The sequence below is a fragment of the Collinsella sp. AF19-1LB genome (genome assembly GCF_003459655.1).
Taxonomy (GTDB): domain Bacteria; phylum Actinomycetota; class Coriobacteriia; order Coriobacteriales; family Coriobacteriaceae; genus Collinsella.
The window spans coordinates 1-22,430 of the sequence record NZ_QRWO01000032.1 but is presented as its reverse complement, the minus strand read 5'-3'; the positions used below and the strand labels follow the sequence as shown (position 1 = coordinate 22,430).

Genomic DNA, 22,430 nt, shown 5'->3' with positions numbered 1-22,430 from the left:
TCATTGTACCCTCGTTTGCGAGCGGGAGTCATTTGCGATGCGTTTGGGCCGAGCGTGCTTGCAATACGATGGGCCCAAGCGAATGGGCGGGCTTACTGAACTTTGCTGGCGAACTCGAGGTATTGCATGCGCTGCAGCTTGTCGATCGTCGAGGCGTAGGGGCTGTCTTCCGATTCCAAGTCGTAGCGCAGCCCGTCGGCACCGAGATAGCCGGCGACATTGATGGTGGGCACATCTGACCTTGTCGCAAGCAGGGCCTTTTGGTAATTGGTGAGCGGGGCGCCGATCTTATTAAGGGTAATGGCTGCAATCTCGTTTGCCCCGACGGTGTCGTAGACGTTGAGCTCGGTATTGCCGGCGATCTCATAGTTAGCCCAGACGAGATATGTCGACTGATAGATACGGAAAGCGTGGCTTGCCGTATCTTCCTGAGGGCACAGCTCGTCGTTGAGAGTCGTTGCGGCGCTCGGCTGATGGTCGCCAAAAAAGACAAGAACAACCGGTCTGCCGATGTTGCGGAGCTCGTTGATAAAGTACTCGAGGTCCCGGTCGGATGCGTTGATGCAGGTGAGATAGGTGTTGAGCGCGCTGTTGGCGCCTTCGCTGGCTCCCTCGACCCAATAGTTTGTCAGCTCTTCGGCGGGAACGGTGCCATAGTCGTAGCCGCCGTGATTTTGCATCGTGACGTCAAAGATGAACTGCGGCGCTTCGTCGGTTCTAAGCAGGTCGAGTATCTTGTCGTAGGTGACGTAGTCGCATACGCCGGCATGGTAATAGGGCGCACCTTCGAAATCGCCGATTGAAAGAAAGTCTCCAAAGCCCAGCTGCTGATAGATTTTATCTCGATGGTAGTTGACGGGGTTTTGCGGGTGCATAGCGGTAGTGGTATACCCAAGCTCTTTAAGGTCCTTTGCCAGGCTGTTTACGCCATTCATCTGATACAGCTGATAGGGGATCTTGCCTAATCCGACAAAGGCCGTTGTCGCTCCGGTCAAAAATTCGAATTCGGAGTTCGCCGTTCCGCCACCGGCGACCGAAGCGAGCATGGTGCCGCGAACAAGTGTGTCGGGAAGCGAGTTGTAGAATGCGGGGCCGGTGTACCCGGCCGCCTGGAGCTGCTCAAAGCACGAAAGGTCGCTAAAACTCTCATTCATGACGGCAACAATCGTCGGCTTGATTTCATTGAACTGGGCAACGGCCGCCGCGCGCTGCTCGCTCGAGCCATATGTGCTGTCGTAGGCGGCGGCGAGCTCCTGCTCGATGCTCTGCGCCTCATCGGGCGTATAGTCTTCGGGCTTCTCAATGGGCAACTCGTTGACCATTTCGGTGAACGAAGTGATAAAACCCTGAGACGCATACGTGGTGATGGGCTGCCAACGGTCAAATCCAAAATCCAGCGCCTGCTCCAAGTCGATGTTGGAAAAGCCTGAGAGCCCCACAACGGTCACTAGCAGAAAAGCACAGAGGTTAGCGGCGATAGCGGGGAAGACATGGGTGGGCGTACGGAGCTTTCGCGGTCGGATGAGCGAAAGAAGCCCCAGGGAAATCTCCAGCAGGGCGAGAGAAGTTACGATTCCGGCGGTAAAGGTAAACTCGTATCCCTCGCTCACTTCCATTGCGGTGCCAAGGGCCAAGATATCGCTTGGCAGGATGGCTTCGCCTTTAAACGTTATGACGAAGTGCTCGGCAATGCCAAGGATGCAGCAGACGACGGGCACGAGAGCCATGACGCCTCCATGACGCTGTCCCAGCAAATAAAGGGAGAGCAGAACCGTCGCGAGCAGCCCGACGGAAAACCCGAATGAGTTGGCGGGAATGCGATAGAACGTTTCGTTGCAGGCAATTTCGAGTGAAACGAACGAGAGCGCTGAAACAGCGGCGATGACAAGGATGTCACGGCAAATACAGGCAACCGTTCCCGTCGCAAGGTCGGTTTGGTCGATAAGTCCCGAAACCAAGGGCTCGACAAGAAGCATGACGGCGGCAGCACCGAGCGCCGAATAAGAAAGGACCCATAGGGAGCTGCCCTCATTTACGAGCAATTGATTCGTAACCCATGCAGCTACCACGCCGAGCGGGATGAGGAGCGTCGCGCACCAAAAGACGCGGGCAATGGGTGGCTTTTCGTTGCGTTTGATTGAAAAATACACGCGCACGACGACGGCGGCCACGATAAGGACGGCGATGAATATGGGCAGATTGGCCATGTCGCTCGAAGTGATTTCAAGGGGGATATCTTCGGTCATGGACGTTCCTCTGGTACAGCAAATTAAGTTCAGTATTAGATTACTGTAACCTTTCCACGGCATTTCGAGAAACAAAGCGCCCGATACGCAAAGCTAAAGGTCTGCGAATCTTGTATTACGAACATCTGTGCGCGTCGAGTGCGCTAAACTCATCGGCAGTATGATTCGATGCAATAGGAGGCAAGGAGCTTCCATGTCTGATTCTTCTATCGTTATTCGCGGCGCCCGTGAGCACAACCTCCGTGATATCGATGTTTCCATTCCGCGTGACCAACTCGTGGTCATTACCGGTCTTTCTGGCTCGGGCAAGAGTTCGCTGGCATTTGACACTATCTATGCCGAGGGCCAGCGTCGATACGTCGAGAGTCTTTCGAGCTATGCGCGCCAGTTCTTGGGACAGATGGACAAACCCGACTTGGATTCAATCGACGGCCTTTCGCCGGCGGTGTCGATCGACCAAAAGACGACGTCTAAAAACCCTCGCTCGACGGTTGGCACCGTAACCGAGATTTATGACTATCTGCGCCTGCTGTTCGCCCGTGTGGGCACCCCGCACTGTCCCGAATGCGGCCGTGTCATTGAGCGCCAGACGACCGACCAGGTTGCCGACAAGGTCTTGACGGCGGGGGAGGGCCGCCGCGCGTTTGTGCTGGCACCGGTGGTGCGCGGGCGAAAAGGCGAGTACACCAAACTGTTTGAGGATCTTCGCGCCGAGGGCTTTAGCCGCGTGCGTGTCGACGGTGAAGTGCGCTCGCTCGACGATCCGATCGATCTGGACAAGAAGTTCAAGCACGATATCGAGGTCGTGGTCGACCGCATCGTGATCCGTGAGAACTCTCTGGGCCGTATCGCCGAGTCTGTTGAGCAGGCGACCGTGCTGGCGCACGGCAATGTGAACGTATACTTGCTGCCCGACCGCGACGCTCCCGAGGGGACCGAAGGCGAGTTGCTGGAGTATTCGCTGGCGTTAGCGTGCCCGGAGCATGGGCACTCCATCGATGACCTGCAGCCGCGTGATTTCTCGTTCAACGCGCCCTATGGCGCGTGCCCAGAGTGCGATGGCCTGGGCCTTAAGAAGACGGTCGATGCCGAGGCCCTAATCGAAGACCCCTCGAAGTCGATCGCCGACGGGGTCTTTGGCAGCCTGTTTGGCAACTCTAACTACTATCCACAGATTTTCGCTGCGGTCTGCAAACACTTTAAGGTGAGCGTCGATACGCCGTGGGAGGATCTGCCTCCGCGGGTGCGTCGCGCGTTTTTAGACGGCATGGGCGACCAGAAGATTTCGGTCGACTATCAAAAGCTCGATGGGCGCCGCAGCCAGTGGGACACCAAGTTCTCGGGCGTGCGCAATATCCTGTACGAGCGCTATACCGAGACGACGAATGAGAACACCAAGGCGCGCTTGGAGAAGTACATCCGCGAGGAGCCGTGCTCGAGCTGCCACGGCGCTCGTTTGCGCCCCGAGATGCTCGCCGTCACCGTGGGCGGCAAGTCCATTTACGAGGTCTGCTGCCTATCGTGCCGTGAGTCGCTCGAGTTTTTTGAGGGCCTGGAACTCACCGAGCGCCAACAGTTTATCGGCGGGCGCATCGTCAAGGAAATCCTGGAGCGCTTGCGTTTTCTGGTCGATGTCGGACTCGACTATCTGACCCTCGATCGTGCCTCGGCGACGCTTTCCGGAGGCGAGGCCCAGCGCATTCGCCTGGCAACGCAGATCGGCGCCGGCCTCATGGGTGTCCTGTACATTTTGGACGAGCCATCGATTGGCCTCCATCAGCGCGATAACGAGCGCCTGATCAAGACGCTTGAGCGCCTACGCGATATCGGCAATACCGTCATCGTCGTCGAGCATGATGAGGATACGATTCGTGCTGCCGACTATGTGATCGACATGGGCCCCGGCGCGGGCGTGAACGGCGGACACGTAGTCGCGGCGGGAACGCCTGCCGATATCATGGCGTGTCCCGAGTCGATGACGGGCGCTTATCTGACCGGCAAACGAATGATCCGGGTTCCCGATGAACGCCGCAAGCCCGGTCGCGGCTGCCTTAAGATCACGGGCGCCCGCGCCAACAACCTCAAAAACGTTACCGCCAAGATCGAGTTTGGTACGCTTACGGTCGTTACCGGCGTGTCGGGATCGGGTAAGAGCTCCCTGGTTACCGACACTATCGCACCTGCCCTTACGAATGCCATTCACCGTTCGACGCGCCCTGTGGGTCCGTATAAGAAAATCGAGGGCATCGAGTGTATCGATAAGGTTATCGATATCGACCAGTCGCCGATTGGCCGCACGCCGCGTTCCAACCCTGCTACGTACATTGGCCTGTGGGATGATCTTCGCGCGCTGTTTGCGAGTACGCCGGAGTCGAAGGCGCGCGGCTACTCGCCGGGACGTTTCTCCTTTAACGTGAGCGGCGGTCGCTGCGAAGCATGCAAGGGCGACGGACAAATTAAGATCGAGATGCACTTCCTTCCCGATATCTATGTCCCCTGTGAGGTCTGCGGCGGCAAACGCTATAACCGCGAGACGCTTGAGGTCACCTACCGTGGTAAGACTATCTCGGACGTGCTCGACATGAGCGTCACCGAGGCACTGGCCTTCTTTGGGAATATCCCGCAGATTAAGCGCAAGCTCCAGACGCTGTACGATGTAGGCTTGGGCTACGTGAGCCTGGGCCAGCCCGCTACGACGCTCTCGGGCGGCGAGGCGCAGCGTGTGAAGCTCGCCAAGGAGCTTCATCGACGCCAGACGGGCAAGACGTTCTATATTTTGGATGAGCCGACGACCGGCCTTCATTTTGAGGACGTCCGCCAGCTGCTCGATGTGCTGCAGCGCTTGGTCGATGCGGGCAACACGGTGCTGGTGATTGAACACAACCTTGATGTCATCAAGGTTGCCGACCGCCTGATCGATATGGGCCCCGAGGGCGGTAACGGCGGCGGAACCGTCGTGGTTTCGGGCACACCGGAGCAGGTTGCGGACTGTCCGCAGAGTTATACGGGCAAGTTTTTGGCGCCGTTGCTCAGGCGTGACCGGGAGCGTCAGGCTCAACTTGATGCTCAATAAATAGGCGATTCAGTTTATGGGCGCCATCGACTCCTTGTGATTCGATGGCGCTTGCTGTGTCGAAGTGACGTATGCAGCCGAATTGGACATATACTTAATCCTTGCGTCCGAATGCGAGGGAAAGGATATGCCATGGCAAAGGCTGTAAAGACGCCAAAAACCAATGCGATGCGCGAGCTGGAAAGCGCCGGCATTTCCTATGTTCTACATACGTACGAAGACGATGGTGATGAGTCGGCGGGCCTGGGGGTCGCGATTTCGGAGCAGCTTGGCGAGGAGCCCGGACAAGGATTTAAGACCTTGGTCTGCGTGACGCCGTCCAACGACCACGTCGTGTGCTGCATCCCTGTTGCCGACGAGCTCGATCTAAAGTCCGCCGCGCGTGCCGCGGGGGAGAAGTCCTTGGCCATGATGCATGTGAAGGATTTGCTTGCGGCGACTGGCTACGTTCGCGGCGGCTGCAGTCCGGTCGGTATGAAAAAACGCTACCGGACGCTCATTGATGAGACATGTGTCCTTTGGGATACCATTTTTATTTCGGGAGGCAAGCGTGGTTATCAGCTCGAGCTTGCACCTGATGATTTAATTGCATTTTGCGGGGCGACAGTTGCCGCGATTACGAGAGAGGACTGAGCGATGCCGCAGGAAGAATTGAAGCGCGGAGCTCATTTTGCAGAAGAATCTGCGCCTCAGACACCCTCATCCGAAGCTTCTTCATCGCGAGATGACACTGACGACATGGGCTCGTCGGACTACTCCACGGTTGGTCGTTCCGCCGGGCTTATGACCATCCTGACCATCGTGTCTCGCGTCACTGGTTTTATCCGCACGTGGGCAATGGCGGCCGCTATCGGCATGTCGCTACTCTCGTCCTCCTATCAGGTCGCCAACAACCTGCCCAATATGCTCTACGAACTCGTGATGGGCGGCATGCTCGTGACGGCGTTTTTGCCCGTGTACATGGGCGTGAGGCGTGAGCAGGGTCGCGAGGCCTCTAACGAGTACGTGGGCAACCTGCTCGGCATTCTGCTTTTGGTGCTGGGTGGCATTTCGTTGCTGGGGACCGTGTTCGCCCCGGGCTTTATCTGGACGCAATCGTTCCTTTCGGGTGACGGCGGCAGCATGGATACCGCTGCGTTCATGTTCCGTTTCTTTGCCATCCAGATTCTGTTTTATGGTTTGGGTTCGGTGTTCTCGGGCGTTCTCAACGCACACCGCGACTACTTCTGGTCGACGTTTGCCCCGGTCCTCAACAATGTGATCGTCATTGCGAGCTTTATGGGTTTTGCGCCCGTGTCCGCACAGTTTGGCGAACGTGCCGGCATCATCTTGATTGCGGCCGGTACGACCCTCGGTGTCTTTGTTCAGATGGCATGTCAGATTCCCGCGCTTGGCAAGCACGGCGTGCATCCCCATATCCATATCGACTTTAAGGACCCCGCGCTGCGCCAGACGATTGCGCTCGGTATCCCGACGCTGCTCGCCACGGTGTGCATGTTTGTCTCGACTTCTATCACCAACGCTGCCGCGCTGGTGGTCCAGCCCGAGACTGGCCCTTCCGTCATCGCCTATGCGCGCCTGTGGTACACGCTGCCCTACGCGCTGATTGCCGCCTCGCTTTCGACGGCGCTCTATACCGAGCTCTCTCACGACGCACAGGAGAAGGATTACGACAGCGTTCGCACGGGCATTTCGCGTGGCGTCGCCCAGATGCTGTTCTTCCTGATTCCGTTTGCGCTGTACCTGATTGTCTTCGCGCGTCCGCTCAACATGATTTACTGTGCCGGCAAGTTCGATGAATCCGGCGTGGCGCTGGTGTCCGAGTTCCTTGTCTACCTGGCGTTCTCGCTGCCGCTCTACGGCGTGGTCGTGTTGATGCAGAAGAGCTTCTCTGCCTTGCTCGACATGAAGCCCTATAGCCGCTATTGCCTGTATTCCGCCATCGGCCAGGCCGGCTCGGTTCTGCTGTTTGGCGTTGTGCTGGGCTTCGGTATGCCGGCAATCGCGCTTTCGTATGTCGTCGACTACGTGATCTTGGTCGGCTGTTCGCTGTGGTGGCTGCGTCGTCGCCTGCGTGGCCTTCAGGTCAAATCTATCCTACATGGCGGTTTCTTTGGCCTTTTGCTCGGTGGCCTGGGTGCTGCCGCAGGCGCCGGCGTCATGTGGGCGCTTGAACACTTTGTCGGGGCACTTGGCGGCTCGATTCTGATTACTCTTGGCTATGTTTGCGTTGCGGGTGTCGTCTCGCTTGCTGTTACCTTTGGCCTTGCCGTCGTCCTTAAGATGCCCGAGGTCTCGGCGCTGCTTCGTCGCAAGTAGGTGCGCGTGGCCGGTCACGACAACATTCCAACGCTTGCCGAGCAGGTTTCGCGCGTTCCCACGCAGCCCGGATGCTACCTTTGGAAGGATGCCAAGGGCGATGTCATCTACGTGGGCAAGGCGAAAAACCTGCGCGCCCGTATGCGTCAGTACGTGACGCTTCAGGACGAGCGCCAGAAGATCCCGCTGATGATGCAGCTGGTGGCGAGCTTTGACTATATCGTGGTGGAGACCGAGCACGAGGCGTTGGTGCTCGAGCGCAATTTGATTGGTCAGTACCATCCGTACTTTAACGTCGACCTCAAGGATGACAAGAGCTACCCCTTTATCGCCATTACAAAGGGCGACCTGTATCCCGCTATCAAATACACGCGTGAGCGTCATAAGCCGGGAACGCGCTATTTTGGACCTTATACCGATAGCCGCGCGGCACGTGAGACGATAGATACGCTGCGCAAGGTTATCCCCATCTGCTCCGCATCCTGTGCGGAGTGGCGTCGTTGTCGCCGTATCGTCGAGTCCCACAAGGGCGAGGAAGACATCGTCAATATGATTTGCGCGCAAAACGGGCGCCCCTGCTTTGACTACCATGTCGGGCGCGGCCCGGGTGCGTGTGTCGGCGCGATTTCCCCGGCAGACTATGCCAAGAACGTCAAGCGTGTCGAGCGCTTTTTGTCGGGCCATCGCAAGGATGTCGTCGATGAGCTGACCTCCGAGATGACGGATGCCGCTGAGGCGCTCGACTTTGAGCGCGCGGCACGCGTCAAACGTCGTTTGGAGGTCATCAGGGGTCTGGACGATCGTCAGCAAGTCGTTTTTCCCTCCAGTGTCGATATAGATGTCATCGGTTTCTATCGCGAGGAGACCATCTCCGCCGCTTGCGTCTTCGTCGTTCGCGAGGGCCGAACTGTTCGCACCTGCGAGTTCATTCTCGACAAGGGTCTTGATGTTGACGAGGAAGAGCTCCAGTCGGGCTTTCTTAAGCGCTATTACGACGAGACGGCTGATATTCCAGCTGAGGTCAACCTTTCCGTCGAGCTTGAGGATGCGGAAGCGCTGGGGGAGTGGCTTGCGGGCAAGCGTGAGCGTTCCTGCCATCTCCATAGGCCGCAGCGTGGCGAAAAGCACCGTCTGCTCGATATGGCATCCAAAAATGCGCGCCATGCCCTCATGCGCTACATGATGCGAACGGGGTACGCTGACGACCGCACCAATCAAGCGCTCCTGGAGCTCGAAAGTGCGTTGGCGCTGCCATCGCCGCCGTTGCGTATCGAGTGCTTCGATATCTCTACACTGCATGGCACCTTTACGGTCGCCTCGATGGTGGTGTTTACCAACGGGCGCGCCGACAAGAGCCAGTATCGTCGTTTTAAAATTCAGGCCGAATTGGACGAGGCAAACGACTTCGTGTCGATGTCCGAGGTTTTGGGACGACGTTATGCTCCCGAGCGCATGGCCGACGAGCGCTTTGGCTCGCGCCCCGATTTGCTCGTTGTCGATGGCGGTAAGCCGCAATTGACCGCTGCGATGAAGCAACTTGAGGCTCTTGGGCTCGATATACCAGTTTGTGGCTTGGCAAAGGCCGATGAGGAGGTTTTCGTGCCTTGGGACGAGACTCCCGTCGTGCTGCCGACCGGGTCCGCGTCGCTCTATCTAATTAAACAGGTGCGCGATGAATCGCACCGTTTTGCCATCACGTTCCATCGCGAATTGCGCGATAAAGCCATGACGGTTTCGGTACTCGATGACGTTCCAGGCGTGGGACCCACCAGAAAACGTGCCCTTATGCGCCATTTTGGCTCGATGAAGCGTTTGCGCGCGGCGAGCGAGCAAGAGATCGCGGAAGTTCGAGGCATTCCTGCCGATGTCGCCAAAGCGGTTCACGAGGCGCTCGTTGCATGGAATGCCGAGCGCGCCGAGGCGGCGGCAAAGCAATCCGAAAACTAAACACGCCTCTAAACAACTGATATACATGATTGCGTGATTTTCAATCATTTATTTCACGGCGATTACCAGCCGATTTCGGGTTTAATTAACGCTAAAACGTTTGACTAGCCATGGTGAACAACCCTGCTATCCTGCGGGTTGACGAAGACTGATATCTCACCTCGTCGATACATACTGTCTGGCGAATCGTTTGTCAATGAATTCGGTGAACGGTAGCAAATACCGTTCAAGCGTATGTATGTATCGGTCGCCGAGCGCGGCACCTCAGTTGGGTTCGTCGGTAGGTAAGGTATATATCGTCCGCAAGTTGCGCGGGGGCACGTCTAGGCGCTCCCGGGTAAGATTCTCTATTGATAGGAGAAGACATGGCCATCATCAACAAGGGTATGTCCAGGCGTTCGTTCCTCGGCCTCACCGGCAGCGTCGCTGCTGTCGCAGGGCTTGGTCTCACCGGCTGCGGTGGCAGCTCTAGCGACGAGGGTTCCGCTTCCGGTTCCACCGATTCCGCCAACCGTGGCGGCGGCGTGATCACCGCTGGTTCCGCTTACGCTCCGTCCAGCTTCGATCCCGCCAGCACCGGCTCCGCTGTGGGCCTGGGTGCTAACTGGCACGTCGTCGAGGGCCTCTACGGCATCGATTACCACGACTACAGCACCTTCAAAGAGCTCGCCACCGATGATCCCAAGTCTGTGGACGACACCACTTTCGAGGTCACCATCCGCAAGGGCGCCAAGTTCTCCGATGGCACCGAGGTCACCGCTGACGATGTCGTTGCCTCCTACACCGCTTGCGCCGCTTCCGCTACCTATGCTCCGTTCTTCCAGCCCTTCGAGTCCATCGAGGCCAAGGACGCCAGCACCGTGACGGTCAAGACCAAGGTCCCCAACTTCTCCCTGCTCAAGGATCGTCTGGCCATCGTCCGCGTTACCCCGGCCACCCAGACCGAGGAGGATCGCGCCAAGCAGCCGATCGGCTCCGGCCCCTGGATGTACGACTCTATCTCCGATACCGAGATCACCCTGGTTCCCAACCCCGAGTACAACGGTGAGTATGCTGCCGAGGATAAGAAGATCCAGTACAGCATCCTGACCGACCCCACCGCTCGCGTTACCGCTCAGCAGGAGGGCTCCACGCTCGTTATGGAGCTCGTTACCGCTGACGCCGTCGACCAGCTCGAGAGCGCCGGCTGCAAGATCGATAACGTTCAGGGTTTCGGCACCCGCTTCATCATGTTCAACGTCGCCAAGGAGCCTTGGAACAACGTCAAGGTCCGTCAGGCTGTCATGTATGCGCTCGACACCGAGAAGATGGTCAGCAACACCTTCGCCGGCCTTGCCACCGCTGCCAGCTGCTACCTGCCCAAGAGCTTCACCAACTATCATGAGGCTTCCACGGTGTACAAGACCGACGCCAAGAAGGCTAAGAAGCTCATCGAGGAGTCTGGCATCACCCCGGGTGCCATCACCCTGCGCACCACCGACAACGAGCAGATTAAGGGCATGGCCGCCCAGGTCAAGAACGACCTCGACGCTCTCGGCTTCGATGTGACCATCCAGACCGATACCTCGCCGGCCACCTACGCTGCCATCGACGGCGGCGAGGCCTACGATATCCTCCTTGCCCCAGGCGATCCTTCCTGCTTCGGCGCCGACCCCGACCTGCTGCTCAACTGGTGGTACGGCGACAACGTCTGGATGCAGACCCGTTGCCCGTGGAAGGAGTCCGCTGAGTGGCAGAAGCTCCACAGTCTCATGGACGAGGCTCTTGCCGCCGAGGGCGACGAGCAGCAGAAGAAGTGGAACGAGTGCTTTGACATCATTGCCGACAACGCCGTTCTGTACCCCGTTGTCCACGTCAAGACCGTCTCCGCTTCCTGGGACGATCCGTCCACTGCGCCCAACGGCGAGGCCCTCGATGGCTTCAAGGGCATCGGCACGACGAGCATGTCCTTCAGGGGCGTTGCGACCGTCAAGGCGTAAGACTCGCTTGAGTCTGTATGCAGGATGTCGGTCGTTGGGACCGTATCCTCATAGTTGAAACAAAGACCCGGGCGACCTCGATGTCGCTCGGGTCTTGTAATGAGTATCCGTACTCATATACCAGTTGGTCCTACCGACAAAAGAAAGGGGAGAGAACGTGAACAACTTGCTACGTTTGATTGGAAGGCGTCTTGTGGCGCTGCCGATCATGGCATTGGGCGTCACCGTCCTGGTGTTCTTCCTTATGTCGTTCTCCAAGACCGACCCCGCCTACACGGCGTTGGGTGACGGTGCCTCGCCCGAGGCGGTTGCCGAGTACCATGAGAAGTATGGTCTGGACGACCCCTGGCCCGTGCGCTACGTGCGCTATATGGGCGATTTGATCCATGGCGACATGGGCACCTATGGTGCTGCTCGCAACTCCGTTGCCAAGCGCATCTCCACTGCCCTGCCCGTCACGATGCAGCTGACCTTCATCGGCCTTGCCATCGGTGCGGTCGTTTCGTTTTTGCTCGGCGTCATCGCGGCACTGTATCGCGACAAATGGCCGGACCAAGTGATCCGCGTCTTTTCCATCGCCGGCTTGGCAACCCCGTCGTTCTGGCTTGCCGTTCTGTTGATCCTGCTGTTCTCTTCCTACCTTAAGGTGCTCCCGGCATCGGGTGCTCTGCCTCACTTCACCATGAATCCGGCTGGTTATCTGGGCCGCATGATTATGCCCGCCATCGCCTTGGCATTTCCGCTGACGGGCCAGATGACTCGTATCGTGCGTACCGCCATGGTCGAGGAGCTCGACAAGGACTATGTCCGTATGGCTCGCGGTGCCGGCGTTCCCGAGAAGGTCGTCGTCGGTATCAACGTTCTTCGCAATGCGCTGATCACCCCGGTCACCACCCTCGGTCTTAAGATCGGTTACCTCATGGGCGGCGCCGTCGTCATCGAGGTTATCTTCAACCTCCCCGGCATGGGCACCGCGATTCTGCAGGGCGTTCAGGGCAACGAGGCGAACCTGGTTCAGGGCGTCGTTATCGTCGTTGCTCTTGCCTTCATCATCATCAACATCGTGGTTGACATGCTCTACCTGCTCATCAACCCGCGCATCAGGACGGTGTAGATTATGGTAAAGATTCGAGAGAAGCAAACCGAGCAGCTCGAGAAGGCTGCCTCCAAGGGGCTCAAGCTCGGTGGCTGGAAGAAGATGACGCTGTCTTCTAAGATTGCCGCCGTCGTGCTGGTGCTGGTCGCCCTGACTGCGATTCTGGCGCCCCTTCTTGCCCCCTATAGCCCGGTCGAGATCTTTACGGCTCGCCAGGCTCCCGGCAACGGATTTATCTTCGGTACCGACGATAAGGGTCGCGATATTCTGTCGCGTATGCTCTACGGTGGTCGTTACTCGCTGATTATCGGCTTTGGCGCCACTGCCATGGCTCTGGTCTGCGGCTCGGTCGTGGGCGCCCTTGCAGCGGTTTCGCGCAAGGCCGTCTCCGAGACGATCATGCGTATCTTGGACATCATCATGTCCATCCCGGGCATCGCCCTTGCGGCCGTCTTCGTCTCCATCCTGGGCAACTCCGTGCCGTCGATCATCTTCGCCATCGGCTTTATGTACACTCCGCAGATTGCCCGTATCGTGCGCGCCAACATCGTGTCCGAGTACGGCGAGGACTATGTCCGCGCGGTCATCGTTTCCGGCGCCAAGGCTCCGTGGATTTTAATCAAGCATGTTCTGCGTAACTGCATCGCCCCGATCATGGTCTTCACCGTTACCCTAGTCGCCGACGCCATCATCTTCGAGGCTTCGCTGACCTTCATCGGCGCTGGTATCCAGGAGCCCACCGCTACCTGGGGCAACATCCTCGCCGACGCCCGCGGCGGCGTGCTCGCCGGCCGTTGGTGGCAGGCGTTGTTCCCGGGCCTGGCCATCATGATCACCTGCCTGGCACTCAACATCCTCTCCGAGGGCATTACCGACGCCATGGCCGCTGCTCCCTCCGCCGCCCTGGATCCGACCGATTCCTCCAAGCGTCGTGAGGCCGACCTGCTGGTCTCCGACCCCGTTCGCGCCTACAGGGAGCAGGCCCAGTCCCTCTCCGCTCGCCTTGGCGCCCTGCGCGATGTCGAGCTCAAGCGTGACGATCGCCATGTGCCCGACGAGTCTGTTGAGCCGATCCTTTCGGTCCGCGATTTCTGCATTCAGTTTGAGCATCACGGTGATATCAACGTCGTCGACCATGTCAACTTTGACGTCCGTCCTGGTCAGACCATGGGCCTGGTGGGCGAGTCCGGTTGCGGTAAGTCCATCACCACGTTGGCCATCATGGGCCTGACCGACGATGACGAGCACCTTTCCGGCGAGGTCCTCTGGGAGGGCCGCGACCTGCTCAAGATGAGCAAGAAGGAGTGGTTCGGCCTGCGCGGTACCGATATCGCTATGGTCTATCAGGACGCCCTGTCCTCGCTCAACCCCTCCATGCTCATCTCTGCCCAGATGAAGCAGCTCACCAAGCGCGGCGGCACCCGCAGCGCCGAGGAACTCCTGGAGCTCGTGGGCCTCGACCCCAAGCGTACGCTCGAGAGCTACCCGCATGAGCTTTCTGGTGGCCAGCGTCAGCGTGTTCTGATCGCTATGGCCCTTACCCGCGACCCCAAGCTGGTCATCTGCGACGAGCCCACGACCGCTCTGGACGTTACCGTCCAGAAGCAGGTCATCAAGCTGCTCAACGACCTTCAGGCCAAGCTCGGCTTTGCCATGATCTTCGTCTCGCATGACCTGGCGCTGGTCGCCGAGGTCGCCCATAACATCACGGTTATGTACGCCGGTCAGGTTATCGAGCAGGCGCCCACCAAGGAGCTGCTCACTAACCCGATCCACGAGTACACCCGCGGTCTTCTGGGCTCCGTTCTGTCCATCGAGAGCGGTTCGGGCCGTCTGCACCAGGTGCCCGGCGCCGTTCCGAGCCCGCGCGATTTCCCCAAGGGCGATCGCTTCGCGCCCCGCTCGAGCCATCCGCGCATTGGCCTGGACACCCGTCCGGTCTTCAAGCGCGTGCCCGGCACCGAGCACTTCTATTCCGAGCTCCCCGACGAGGTGCTCAAGGCAAATGGTTTGACCCCTCACGCGGAGGTGATGTAGATGAGCGAGACCGCAGTCAACGGCGTCGAGCCGATCATCTTCCTTGATGACGTCCATGTCACCTTTAGGACCCGTACCGGCTCGATTCTGCACCCTAACCTGGTTCACGCCGTCCAGGGTGTAACGATTAAGCTCATGCCCGGTCAGACGATCGGCATCGTCGGCGAGTCCGGTTGCGGTAAGTCCACCACCGCCAACGTCATGTGCGGCCTGCAGGCCCCCACGAGCGGCAAGGTCTACTTTAAGGGCAAGGACGTAACCAAGCGTACCGCCGAGGACCGTCGCCACATGGGTCGCGTCATCTCGGTCGTGTTCCAGAACCCGGCCACGGCGCTCAACCCCCGCATGGTCGTTCGCGAGCAGCTGCTCGACCCCATGCGCGTCCACAACCTGGGTACCGAGGCCGAGCAGGAGAAGCGCGTCAAGGAGCTCTTGGAGCTCACCGGTCTGCCCAGCTCCGCCGCCGAGGTTCTTCCCGGCCAGCTTTCGGGCGGCCAGCGCCAGCGCGTCGCAATTGCCCGTGCTCTGTCGCTGAACCCCGATGCCATCATCGCTGACGAGCCCACCTCGGCTCTGGACGTTTCGGTCCGCGCGCAGATTCTGAACCTGCTGACCGACCTTAAGAAGGAGCTCGGCCTGGCCATGGTGTTCATCAGCCATGACATCCAGACGGTCCGCTATATCTCTGACGACATCATCGTTATGAATGGCGGCAAGATCGTCGAGCAGGGCGAGGCCAAGCAGGTCTTCCAGCACCCTCAGGACCCCTACACCAAGATGCTGCTCGGCGCTGCGCCGTCGCTGCTTCATCCCAAGCTCGGCGAGTAGGTTCGCTTTCCCTCCCGTGCGCCCGGTTCCCTTGCCGGGCGCACCTCCGTTGCGATTTCGAAAGGTTGGGTTCACGGGCCATGCCAAGCGCTCAGGAGCTACAACAGCAATTTGGTGGTTATCGGGGCGCCATGCCCCGTCCATCCGATTTCGATCTCTTTTGGAACGACCGCATGGCCGAGGCTGACGCCGTCAAGATCGACTATGCGGTCGAGGCGGCATCGATTGCCGATACTGCGACCTGCCAGTTTTTTGACCTCTGGTATACCGGCATGTGCGGCGCCCGCCTGCATGCCAAGTATCTCAAGCCGGTTTCGGACGAGCCCGTGCCGCTGGTGTTACAGTTCCACGGCTATCCGGGTGCAAGCCGCAGCTGGTTCGAGCAGGCGTCGTTTGCGGGCATGGGCATGGCGCTCATTGCCCTCGACTGCCCCGGCCAGGGTGGCCCCTCCGAGGATATTGGTGGATTTGAAGGCACAACGGTCGCGGGCCATATCGTCGCCGGTATCGATGGCGACCCGGCCAACCTCTACTATGTCCGCTTGCACCAGGATATCCGCATTCTGTGCCGTATTGTTCGCGAGCTCGAGGGCATCGATTTTTCCCGCGTATTTGTGAACGGCGCATCACAGGGCGGCGGTTTGGGCATTGCGACCTGCGCGCTTAACAGCGAGCTTATCAATCGTGCCGCCATCCTCTATCCCTTCCTGTCGGATTTCCGCCTTGTTTGGGATCTGGATGCCGACGATATCGCTTATGAGGGCCTGCGTTATTGGTCGCGTTGGTTTGACGAGGACTCGACTCGTATTGAAGAGGCCTATGCCAAACTGGCGTACTTCGATTCCAAGAACTTTGCCCCCATGGTCAAATGCCCCGTGCTGTTTGGCACGGGCACAGCCGATATCGTCTGCCCGCCGGCGACGCAGTTTGCGGTCTACAACAACCTGGCCTGTGAGAAGCGACACGAGTTCTTTGAGGGCTTTGGCCACGAGGAGATTCAGGACTTTGACGACATGATCATTCCGTTTTTCTGCGAGGGAGGGGAGGCTCATGTCTAAGTGCGAGAGCAATGTCGACGAGCTGATTGTCCCCAGGCTCGCGGGGATGCCTGGAACGGTTTCGTCAAGGCTCGCAGAATATCGGGACTGGCACGGCGATGTCCAAGCAGATGTTTCTGATTTAGAGACATGCGCGTCGAATCTTGAGATTCAAGGCCAGGCCATTACGGCGATTGACTTTGTTAACCCCTGCGCTCGTTACTCGGAGATTTCCTTTGAGCTCGGTGACGATGCGGTCCACGCTCGTTTGATTGAGCCTGTCGGTCGTGCCCGAGTATCTGAGCGCGTGCCGCTGTGCCTGATGTTCCACGACATCGATCGGCCTGTGCGAGGCTGGCATCACATGACGAGATTTGCCGCCATGGGGTATGCCGTCCTCGCGCTGGATGACGATGTTGCTGGTGCGGACGACCTGCAGCGGGGGATTGCTTCGCCCGCTTTTGTCGAGCGCGTCCGTTGGGGTTGCGCGATGGCGAAGGTTGCGCGCAATCTTGATGGCATGGACCCCGACCGCATCTTTGCATGGGGCGAGGGCCTTGGCGGCGGAGTCGCGCTGGCGGTTTCTGCTCTGGATGAGCAGGGCCTCGCCTGCACGGCGGTTGCCAACCCGCTGCCCGGTGGCCTCGAGGCGCTGTCGTCTCGGGTGCGCGGCTCGGTGCTCATGGGCACTTCGCTCATGGATACCGTGAGCGACCCCAAGGGCCAGTTTGCCGTGTTCAACGGTCTTGAGTGTGACCGGAGGCATATCATCTATGCCAAATACGCTCACGAGCGCATCAATGCGTTCGAAAACGAAGTCGTCGACTTCTTTAACCAAACGTTCTACCCGTGTTCTTTGGCCTAGACGGCCTGGACACTGCCAACAAGAGTGGGTGGCATAGGGTCGCCCGCCAGACAACTAAGGAGATTCTTGTGGCAACTCAGAAATTCACCGGCGTTATCCCTCCCGTTGTTGTTCCCGATACCGAAGACCACCAGCTCGACGTTGCTTCCTTTGAGCGCAGCATCAACCGCATGATCGATGCCGGCGTCGATGGCCTGTTCTTCCTGGGCTCCTCGGGCGAGGTCGTCTTCTCCACCGACGAGCGTCGTCGTCAGATCATCGCCGAGGCCGTGCGCATCGTCGATCACCGCGTGCCTGTTCTGGTCGGCATCATCGACACCGAGACCGAGCGCATGATCGAGCACGGCAAGGTCGCCCAGGAGCTGGGCGCCGACGCGCTTGTCGCCACCTGTCCGTTCTATGCCCTGCAGGGCATGACCGAGGTCGAGGAGCACTTCCGCATCCTGCACGAGGAACTCGACCTGCCCATCTTTGCCTACGACATCCCCGTGTGCGTCCACACCAAGCTCCCCTGGAAGCTCCTTGCCAAGCTCGGCGCCGAGGGCGTCCTGGCCGGCGTCAAGGATTCCTCGGGCGATGACATCTCGTTCCGCTATCTCGTTCAGGAGAACGAGAAGAACGGCCACCCGATGAGCATCCTCACCGGTCACGAGGTTGTTGTCGACGGCGCCTACCTCGGTGGCGCCGACGGTTCCGTCCCGGGTCTCGCCAACGTTGAGCCCGAGGGCTACGTGCGCCAGTGGAAGGCCGCTCAGGCCGGCGACTGGGCTACCGTCAAGGCCGAGCAGGATCGCCTCAATGAGATTTCGCACATCTGGGACGTCACCTCGGGCGTCCAGGGCTATGCCGGTGGCGTCGGCGCCTTCAAGACCGCTATGAACCTCATGGGCATCTTCGACAGCCCGACCATGCCGCGCCCGGTGAAGGCCATGACCGGCGAGAACGTCGAGGCGATTAAGAAGGTCCTCCAGGACAACGGTCTCCTGTAAAGCTTCCCCAGGCACCCGATCTTGGGGCTCAAGTGGTCGGGCGTGACCCATTAGGTCAACGCCCGACCACTTTCACCCCAACCTCGGGCACCTGGGAAACCTTTACCAAGTTGCGGCGATAACACCGCCTTCATTTCCTGTAGTTGTTTTTATCTCCTAAGGAGAGCGACATGGAGAACAAGTACGTCTGCTCTGTCGATATCGGCGGAACTAAAATTGCGACTGCCATCATGGAGTACCCGGCTGACGGTAGTGTGCCCCATCCCGTTTTTGAGGCCGAGGTTCCCACAGAGGCCCAAGAGGGCGGCGAGGCCGTCTTCCAGCGTATCGAGGCGTCTATCAAGGCCGCTCTTGAGGCGAATCCCGATGTCGAGGTTCTCGGTGTCGGTATCGGTGCCGCAGGCGTCGTCGATCCCAAGACGGGCGCCATTGCGTATGCCAATGAGATCATGCCCGGCTGGTCCGGCGTTCAGTTGGGGCCGCGTCTGCGCGAGGACCTTGGTCTTCCCGTTGCCGTTGTGGGCGACGTGCAGGCTCATGCTCTGGGCGAGGCCCACTGGGGTGTCGGCAAGGGCAAGTTCTCCGTCTTGTGTCTTGGCATCGGTACAGGCATCGGCGGCGCATATGTCGAGAACGGCCGCGTAATGCAGGGCTTCCATGGTGCTGCTGGCCATATGGGCCACATCGAGTGCTCGGCTGCCGCCGGCATTCCCTGCGCCTGCGGGCGTTCCGGCCATCTTGAGTCTGTCGCTTCGGGCACTTCCATTGGTCGTATGTACGATGAGCGCTTTGGCCGCGTCGACCCCAGCCGTCCTTCGGTCGGTCGCGATGTGAACGACCTGTGCCGCGCGGGCGACGCAAAGGCAACCGAGGTCATCCATGACGCTGGCTTTGCGCTGGGCGCCAGCTTGGGCTCGCTCGCCAATATCCTTGACCCGGAGGTCATCGTGCTTTCGGGCGGTGTGATTCACCAGGGTCCCGATTGGCGCTCGCAGACGTGGAAGGACTCGGTGCACGAGGGCTATGCCAGCCAGGCGCTCGACCCGCTTCAGGACACGCCGATCCTCATCGGTTCTCTGGAGGGCGACGCGCCGCTTATCGGTGCCGCCGAACACCTTCTTGCGTCGTTGAAGTAAACATAACTACCAAGTGCGCCTTCTGAGGTGCCGCAGATTGACGTGAAAGAGGAGCGAAGCGTACTTCGGTACGCGAGCGACGGTTTGAACGTCAAGGTGCGGTGTCTCAGAAGGCTGTTTTGAGAAAGGTTGAGTCGCACATGACCGTCGATCCTTTGATTCAATCCCTGAAGGGCAAGCTCGTCGTGAGCGTTCAGGCGTATATGGGCGAGCCGCTTCGTACGCCCGAGACCATGGCTCAAATGTCTCGCGCTTGCGAGCTTGGCGGCGCCGCCGCCATTCGCTGTCAGGGCCTTGCCGACATTGCCGCTATTAAGGGTCGCTGTGAGGTTCCCGTTATCGGCCTGTGGAAGGATGGACACGAGGGCGTTTACATCACGCCGACGCTGCGTCACGCTCGCGCCTGCGTTGCTGCCGGTGCCGATATCGTGGCGATCGACGCCACCGATCGTCCGCGTCCCGATGGCAAGACCGTCGAGGATACCTTCCGCCCGCTGCACGAGGAGGGCGTGCTCCTGATGGCGGATTGTGCCACCATCGAGGACATTCGCCGTGCGGTTGATATGGGCTTTGACCTGGTATCCACCACGCTTTCTCACGGCGTCGCCGCCATCGACTGCACCATGGCCGATGGCCCCGACCTGCCGCTCCTGCGTCAGGCGACCGAGGAATTCCCCGGTCTTCCCATCATCTGCGAGGGCCGCGTGCACACGCCCGAGGAGGCTCGCGCTGCGATCGATGCTGGCGCCTGGGCCGTTGTCGTCGGCACCGCCATCACGCACCCCACGAGTATTACGAGTTGGTTCAAGGCTGCGCTTGAGGCGTAAGACAGGCCTCGTATCCGCTCGGGGCGGTATACTCAATATAGGCAATTGACCGCGCGGGATCCGGGTTGCTGGGTCCCGCGCTTGTTTTTGGGAGGCAGCACATGCAAAAGGGAGATGCCATGGATGCGGCGGAGCGCTCGGAGCGCATCCCCGATATCGTCATCATCACCGGAATGTCCGGATCGGGCCGCACACAGGCCATGCACGTGTTCGAGGACATGGGCTATTTTTGCATTGATAACCTACCTCCGCGTCTCATCGCCCAGCTTGCCGAGCTCGTCGGCATCAATACGGGCGTGGGCAGGCATCTCGCCGTCACCTGCGATTTGCGTAGCCAGGGACTGTTTGACGAGTTGCTCGATGCGGTCGCCGCGCTCGAAGAGCGCGAGATGAGCTGCGACATCGTGTTCCTGGAGGCTTCTGACGAGGTGCTGATTCGTCGCTACAGCGAAAATCGCCGCCGTCATCCCATTGCCAAGCCGGGGGAGACTACGGCCGATGCCATTCAGCGCGAGCGCCTTCAGCTGCAGGGCGTGCGCGATCGAGCCGATATGATTATCGACACGAGCCGCCTGCGCACCTCTGCCCTGCGCAACAAATTGCGCATGGCGTTCTCCGAGTTGTCCGACCAGCAGCTCATGGACGTTCACGTGTTCTCGTTTGGCTTTAAGCACGGTATGCCCGTCGAGGCGGACATTATGATCGACGTTCGCTTCCTGCCCAATCCGTTTTACGATCCCGAGATGCGTACCATGACCGGTCTCGATAAGAAAGTCTCCGACTTTGTTCTGGACCATCCCAAGACCCAGGAGTTCTGGAAGGCCTGGACGCAGCTGCTCGATACGGTGATGCCGGGCTATATCGCGGAGGGTAAGCCGCAGCTTTCTATCGCCATCGGCTGCACGGGCGGACAGCACCGTAGCGTCGCCATTGCCGAGGCCACGGCCCGTTACCTGGAAGGCGCCCAGTATCACGTGAGCATCTCCCACCGCGACCTGTCGCGCGCCAACACGAAGGCATAGGCCTGCATGTCGTTTACCGCTGAGGTGCGCGACGAGCTTGCGCGCTGCGAACCCGAATGTGAATACTGCGATTTGTCGACGCTTGCCGCCCTGACGCGTGTGAGCGGTACGCTTTCGTTGGCCGGCTCCGGGCGGTATCGTTTGACGGTCGCGACCGAGACGGGAGCCGTCGCGCGCACGATGATCACGCTGACGCATCGCATCCTTAAGCTCAAAACGGAATTCACCGTTCGTAAATCGGTCTTGCATAAGGTCCGTAACTATCTCATTACCCTGCCCGATCAACCCGACCTGGACAAGGCTCTGGTGCTGCTGGGCATTCTAGACCGCAGGGGAGGGCTCGTTGCTGGTGTTCCCCGACACATCGTTGCCCGTCCCTGCTGCAGGCTTGCCTACATCCGCGGCGCGCTCATCGCGGGCGGCTTCGTGGCCGATCCACGCGGCGATTTTCATTTGGAGATCGCGGTGCAGGGCGAGCAATATGCCAAGGGGCTTTGCGACCTGTTGGGGCAGATTGGGGTCCATGCTCGTGTTAATGCGCGGCGGGGGTCATATGCCGTGTACATTAAGAGCGCCGAGGAAATCGAGCATTTATTAAAGCTGATTGGTGCCAAGCGCAGCGTTGCCGAGATTGAGGAGGCGCGCGCGGTCAAGTTGGTTAAGAACGATGTGAACCGTCGCGTGAACGCCGAGCTCGCCAACCAGACCAGAAGCGCCGGTGCTGCCCAACATCAGCTTGCGCTTATCGATGAGCTCGAGCAGCGCGGCCTTCGCGATGCGCTTCCGGATGCCTTGGCGGTCTTTTGCGACCTGCGCGAGCGCTATCCCGATCTGTCGCTGCGTGATTTAGGGGAGATGGCTGACCCTCCCTTGTCGAAGTCGGCCCTCTACCATCGAGTTTTGAGGCTTGAAAAGCTCATTGAAGCAAACGGGTAGTTTAAAGTATCGACTTATATACGGATTTAGCTGCTATTTTATTCTTTAAAACGTTTTAACGGTTGATTTTCAATCTCAGCGCAACAGCCTGAA

16 protein-coding genes are annotated in these 22,430 nt (G+C 59.3%); 15 read left to right on the top strand and 1 reads right to left on the bottom strand.

All coding sequences use genetic code 11. The features are described from left to right. Window positions 1-92: 92 nt before the first annotated feature. A complete protein-coding gene (locus DWX39_RS09335) occupies window positions 93-2,246 on the bottom strand; it encodes an LTA synthase family protein (protein ID WP_158561648.1) in 2,154 nt (717 codons plus the stop codon). Between the two features lie 193 nt (window positions 2,247-2,439). Here DWX39_RS09335 and uvrA point away from each other — a divergent pair, with 193 nt between their 5' ends. From uvrA to whiA, 15 genes are all read left to right on the top strand, one after another. Beyond that, window positions 2,440-5,319 (top strand): excinuclease ABC subunit UvrA, encoded by a 2,880-nt coding sequence (gene uvrA / locus DWX39_RS09330; RefSeq protein WP_117759565.1) that lies wholly within the window; start codon window positions 2,440-2,442, stop codon window positions 5,317-5,319. 132 nt (window positions 5,320-5,451) lie between these two features. Further along, complete coding sequence (gene ybaK, locus DWX39_RS09325; protein ID WP_117746693.1) at window positions 5,452-5,952, top strand: Cys-tRNA(Pro) deacylase; 501 nt, start codon at window positions 5,452-5,454, stop codon at window positions 5,950-5,952. A gap of 105 nt (window positions 5,953-6,057) precedes the next feature. After that, window positions 6,058-7,638: a murein biosynthesis integral membrane protein MurJ gene (murJ, locus tag DWX39_RS09320; protein ID WP_117759563.1), complete on the top strand. Its 1,581-nt coding sequence runs from the start codon at window positions 6,058-6,060 to the stop codon at window positions 7,636-7,638. 6 nt (window positions 7,639-7,644) lie between these two features. Then, window positions 7,645-9,585 (top strand): excinuclease ABC subunit UvrC, encoded by a 1,941-nt coding sequence (uvrC, locus tag DWX39_RS09315; protein WP_369832170.1) that lies wholly within the window; start codon window positions 7,645-7,647, stop codon window positions 9,583-9,585. Window positions 9,586-9,950: 365 nt separating this feature from the next. Then, window positions 9,951-11,564, top strand: coding sequence for an ABC transporter substrate-binding protein (locus tag DWX39_RS09310; protein ID WP_117759559.1), 1,614 nt, complete (start codon window positions 9,951-9,953; stop codon window positions 11,562-11,564). A gap of 157 nt (window positions 11,565-11,721) precedes the next feature. Then, complete coding sequence (locus DWX39_RS09305; protein ID WP_117759557.1) at window positions 11,722-12,678, top strand: ABC transporter permease; 957 nt, start codon at window positions 11,722-11,724, stop codon at window positions 12,676-12,678. A 3-nt stretch (window positions 12,679-12,681) separates the two neighbouring features. After that, a complete protein-coding gene (locus DWX39_RS09300) occupies window positions 12,682-14,697 on the top strand; it encodes a dipeptide/oligopeptide/nickel ABC transporter permease/ATP-binding protein (protein ID WP_117759555.1) in 2,016 nt (671 codons plus the stop codon). Continuing rightward, complete coding sequence (locus DWX39_RS09295) at window positions 14,698-15,525, top strand: ABC transporter ATP-binding protein (protein ID WP_006236159.1); 828 nt, start codon at window positions 14,698-14,700, stop codon at window positions 15,523-15,525. It begins immediately after the preceding gene. 80 nt (window positions 15,526-15,605) lie between these two features. Next, entirely contained in the window at window positions 15,606-16,583 is a 978-nt protein-coding gene (locus DWX39_RS09290) for an acetylxylan esterase (RefSeq protein WP_117759553.1), read from the top strand. Beyond that, complete coding sequence (locus tag DWX39_RS09285) at window positions 16,576-17,427, top strand: acetylxylan esterase (protein WP_117759551.1); 852 nt, start codon at window positions 16,576-16,578, stop codon at window positions 17,425-17,427. Before DWX39_RS09290 ends, DWX39_RS09285 begins: the two co-directional genes overlap by 8 nt. Before the next feature lie 68 nt (window positions 17,428-17,495). Then, a complete protein-coding gene (locus DWX39_RS09280) occupies window positions 17,496-18,416 on the top strand; it encodes a dihydrodipicolinate synthase family protein (protein WP_035138887.1) in 921 nt (306 codons plus the stop codon). Window positions 18,417-18,586: 170 nt separating this feature from the next. Beyond that, on the top strand, window positions 18,587-19,552 hold the full coding sequence (locus DWX39_RS09275; RefSeq protein ID WP_022094876.1) for an ROK family protein: 966 nt from the start codon (window positions 18,587-18,589) through the stop codon (window positions 19,550-19,552). 140 nt (window positions 19,553-19,692) lie between these two features. Beyond that, entirely contained in the window at window positions 19,693-20,379 is a 687-nt protein-coding gene (locus DWX39_RS09270) for an N-acetylmannosamine-6-phosphate 2-epimerase (RefSeq protein ID WP_022094877.1), read from the top strand. A gap of 101 nt (window positions 20,380-20,480) precedes the next feature. Next, the gene (gene rapZ, locus DWX39_RS09265; RefSeq protein ID WP_022094878.1) at window positions 20,481-21,401 is read left to right on the top strand and encodes an RNase adapter RapZ; all 921 of its coding nucleotides are present in this window, start codon (window positions 20,481-20,483) and stop codon (window positions 21,399-21,401) included. 6 nt (window positions 21,402-21,407) lie between these two features. Beyond that, window positions 21,408-22,337, top strand: coding sequence for a DNA-binding protein WhiA (whiA, locus tag DWX39_RS09260; RefSeq protein WP_117759549.1), 930 nt, complete (start codon window positions 21,408-21,410; stop codon window positions 22,335-22,337). Window positions 22,338-22,430 lie beyond the last annotated feature (93 nt).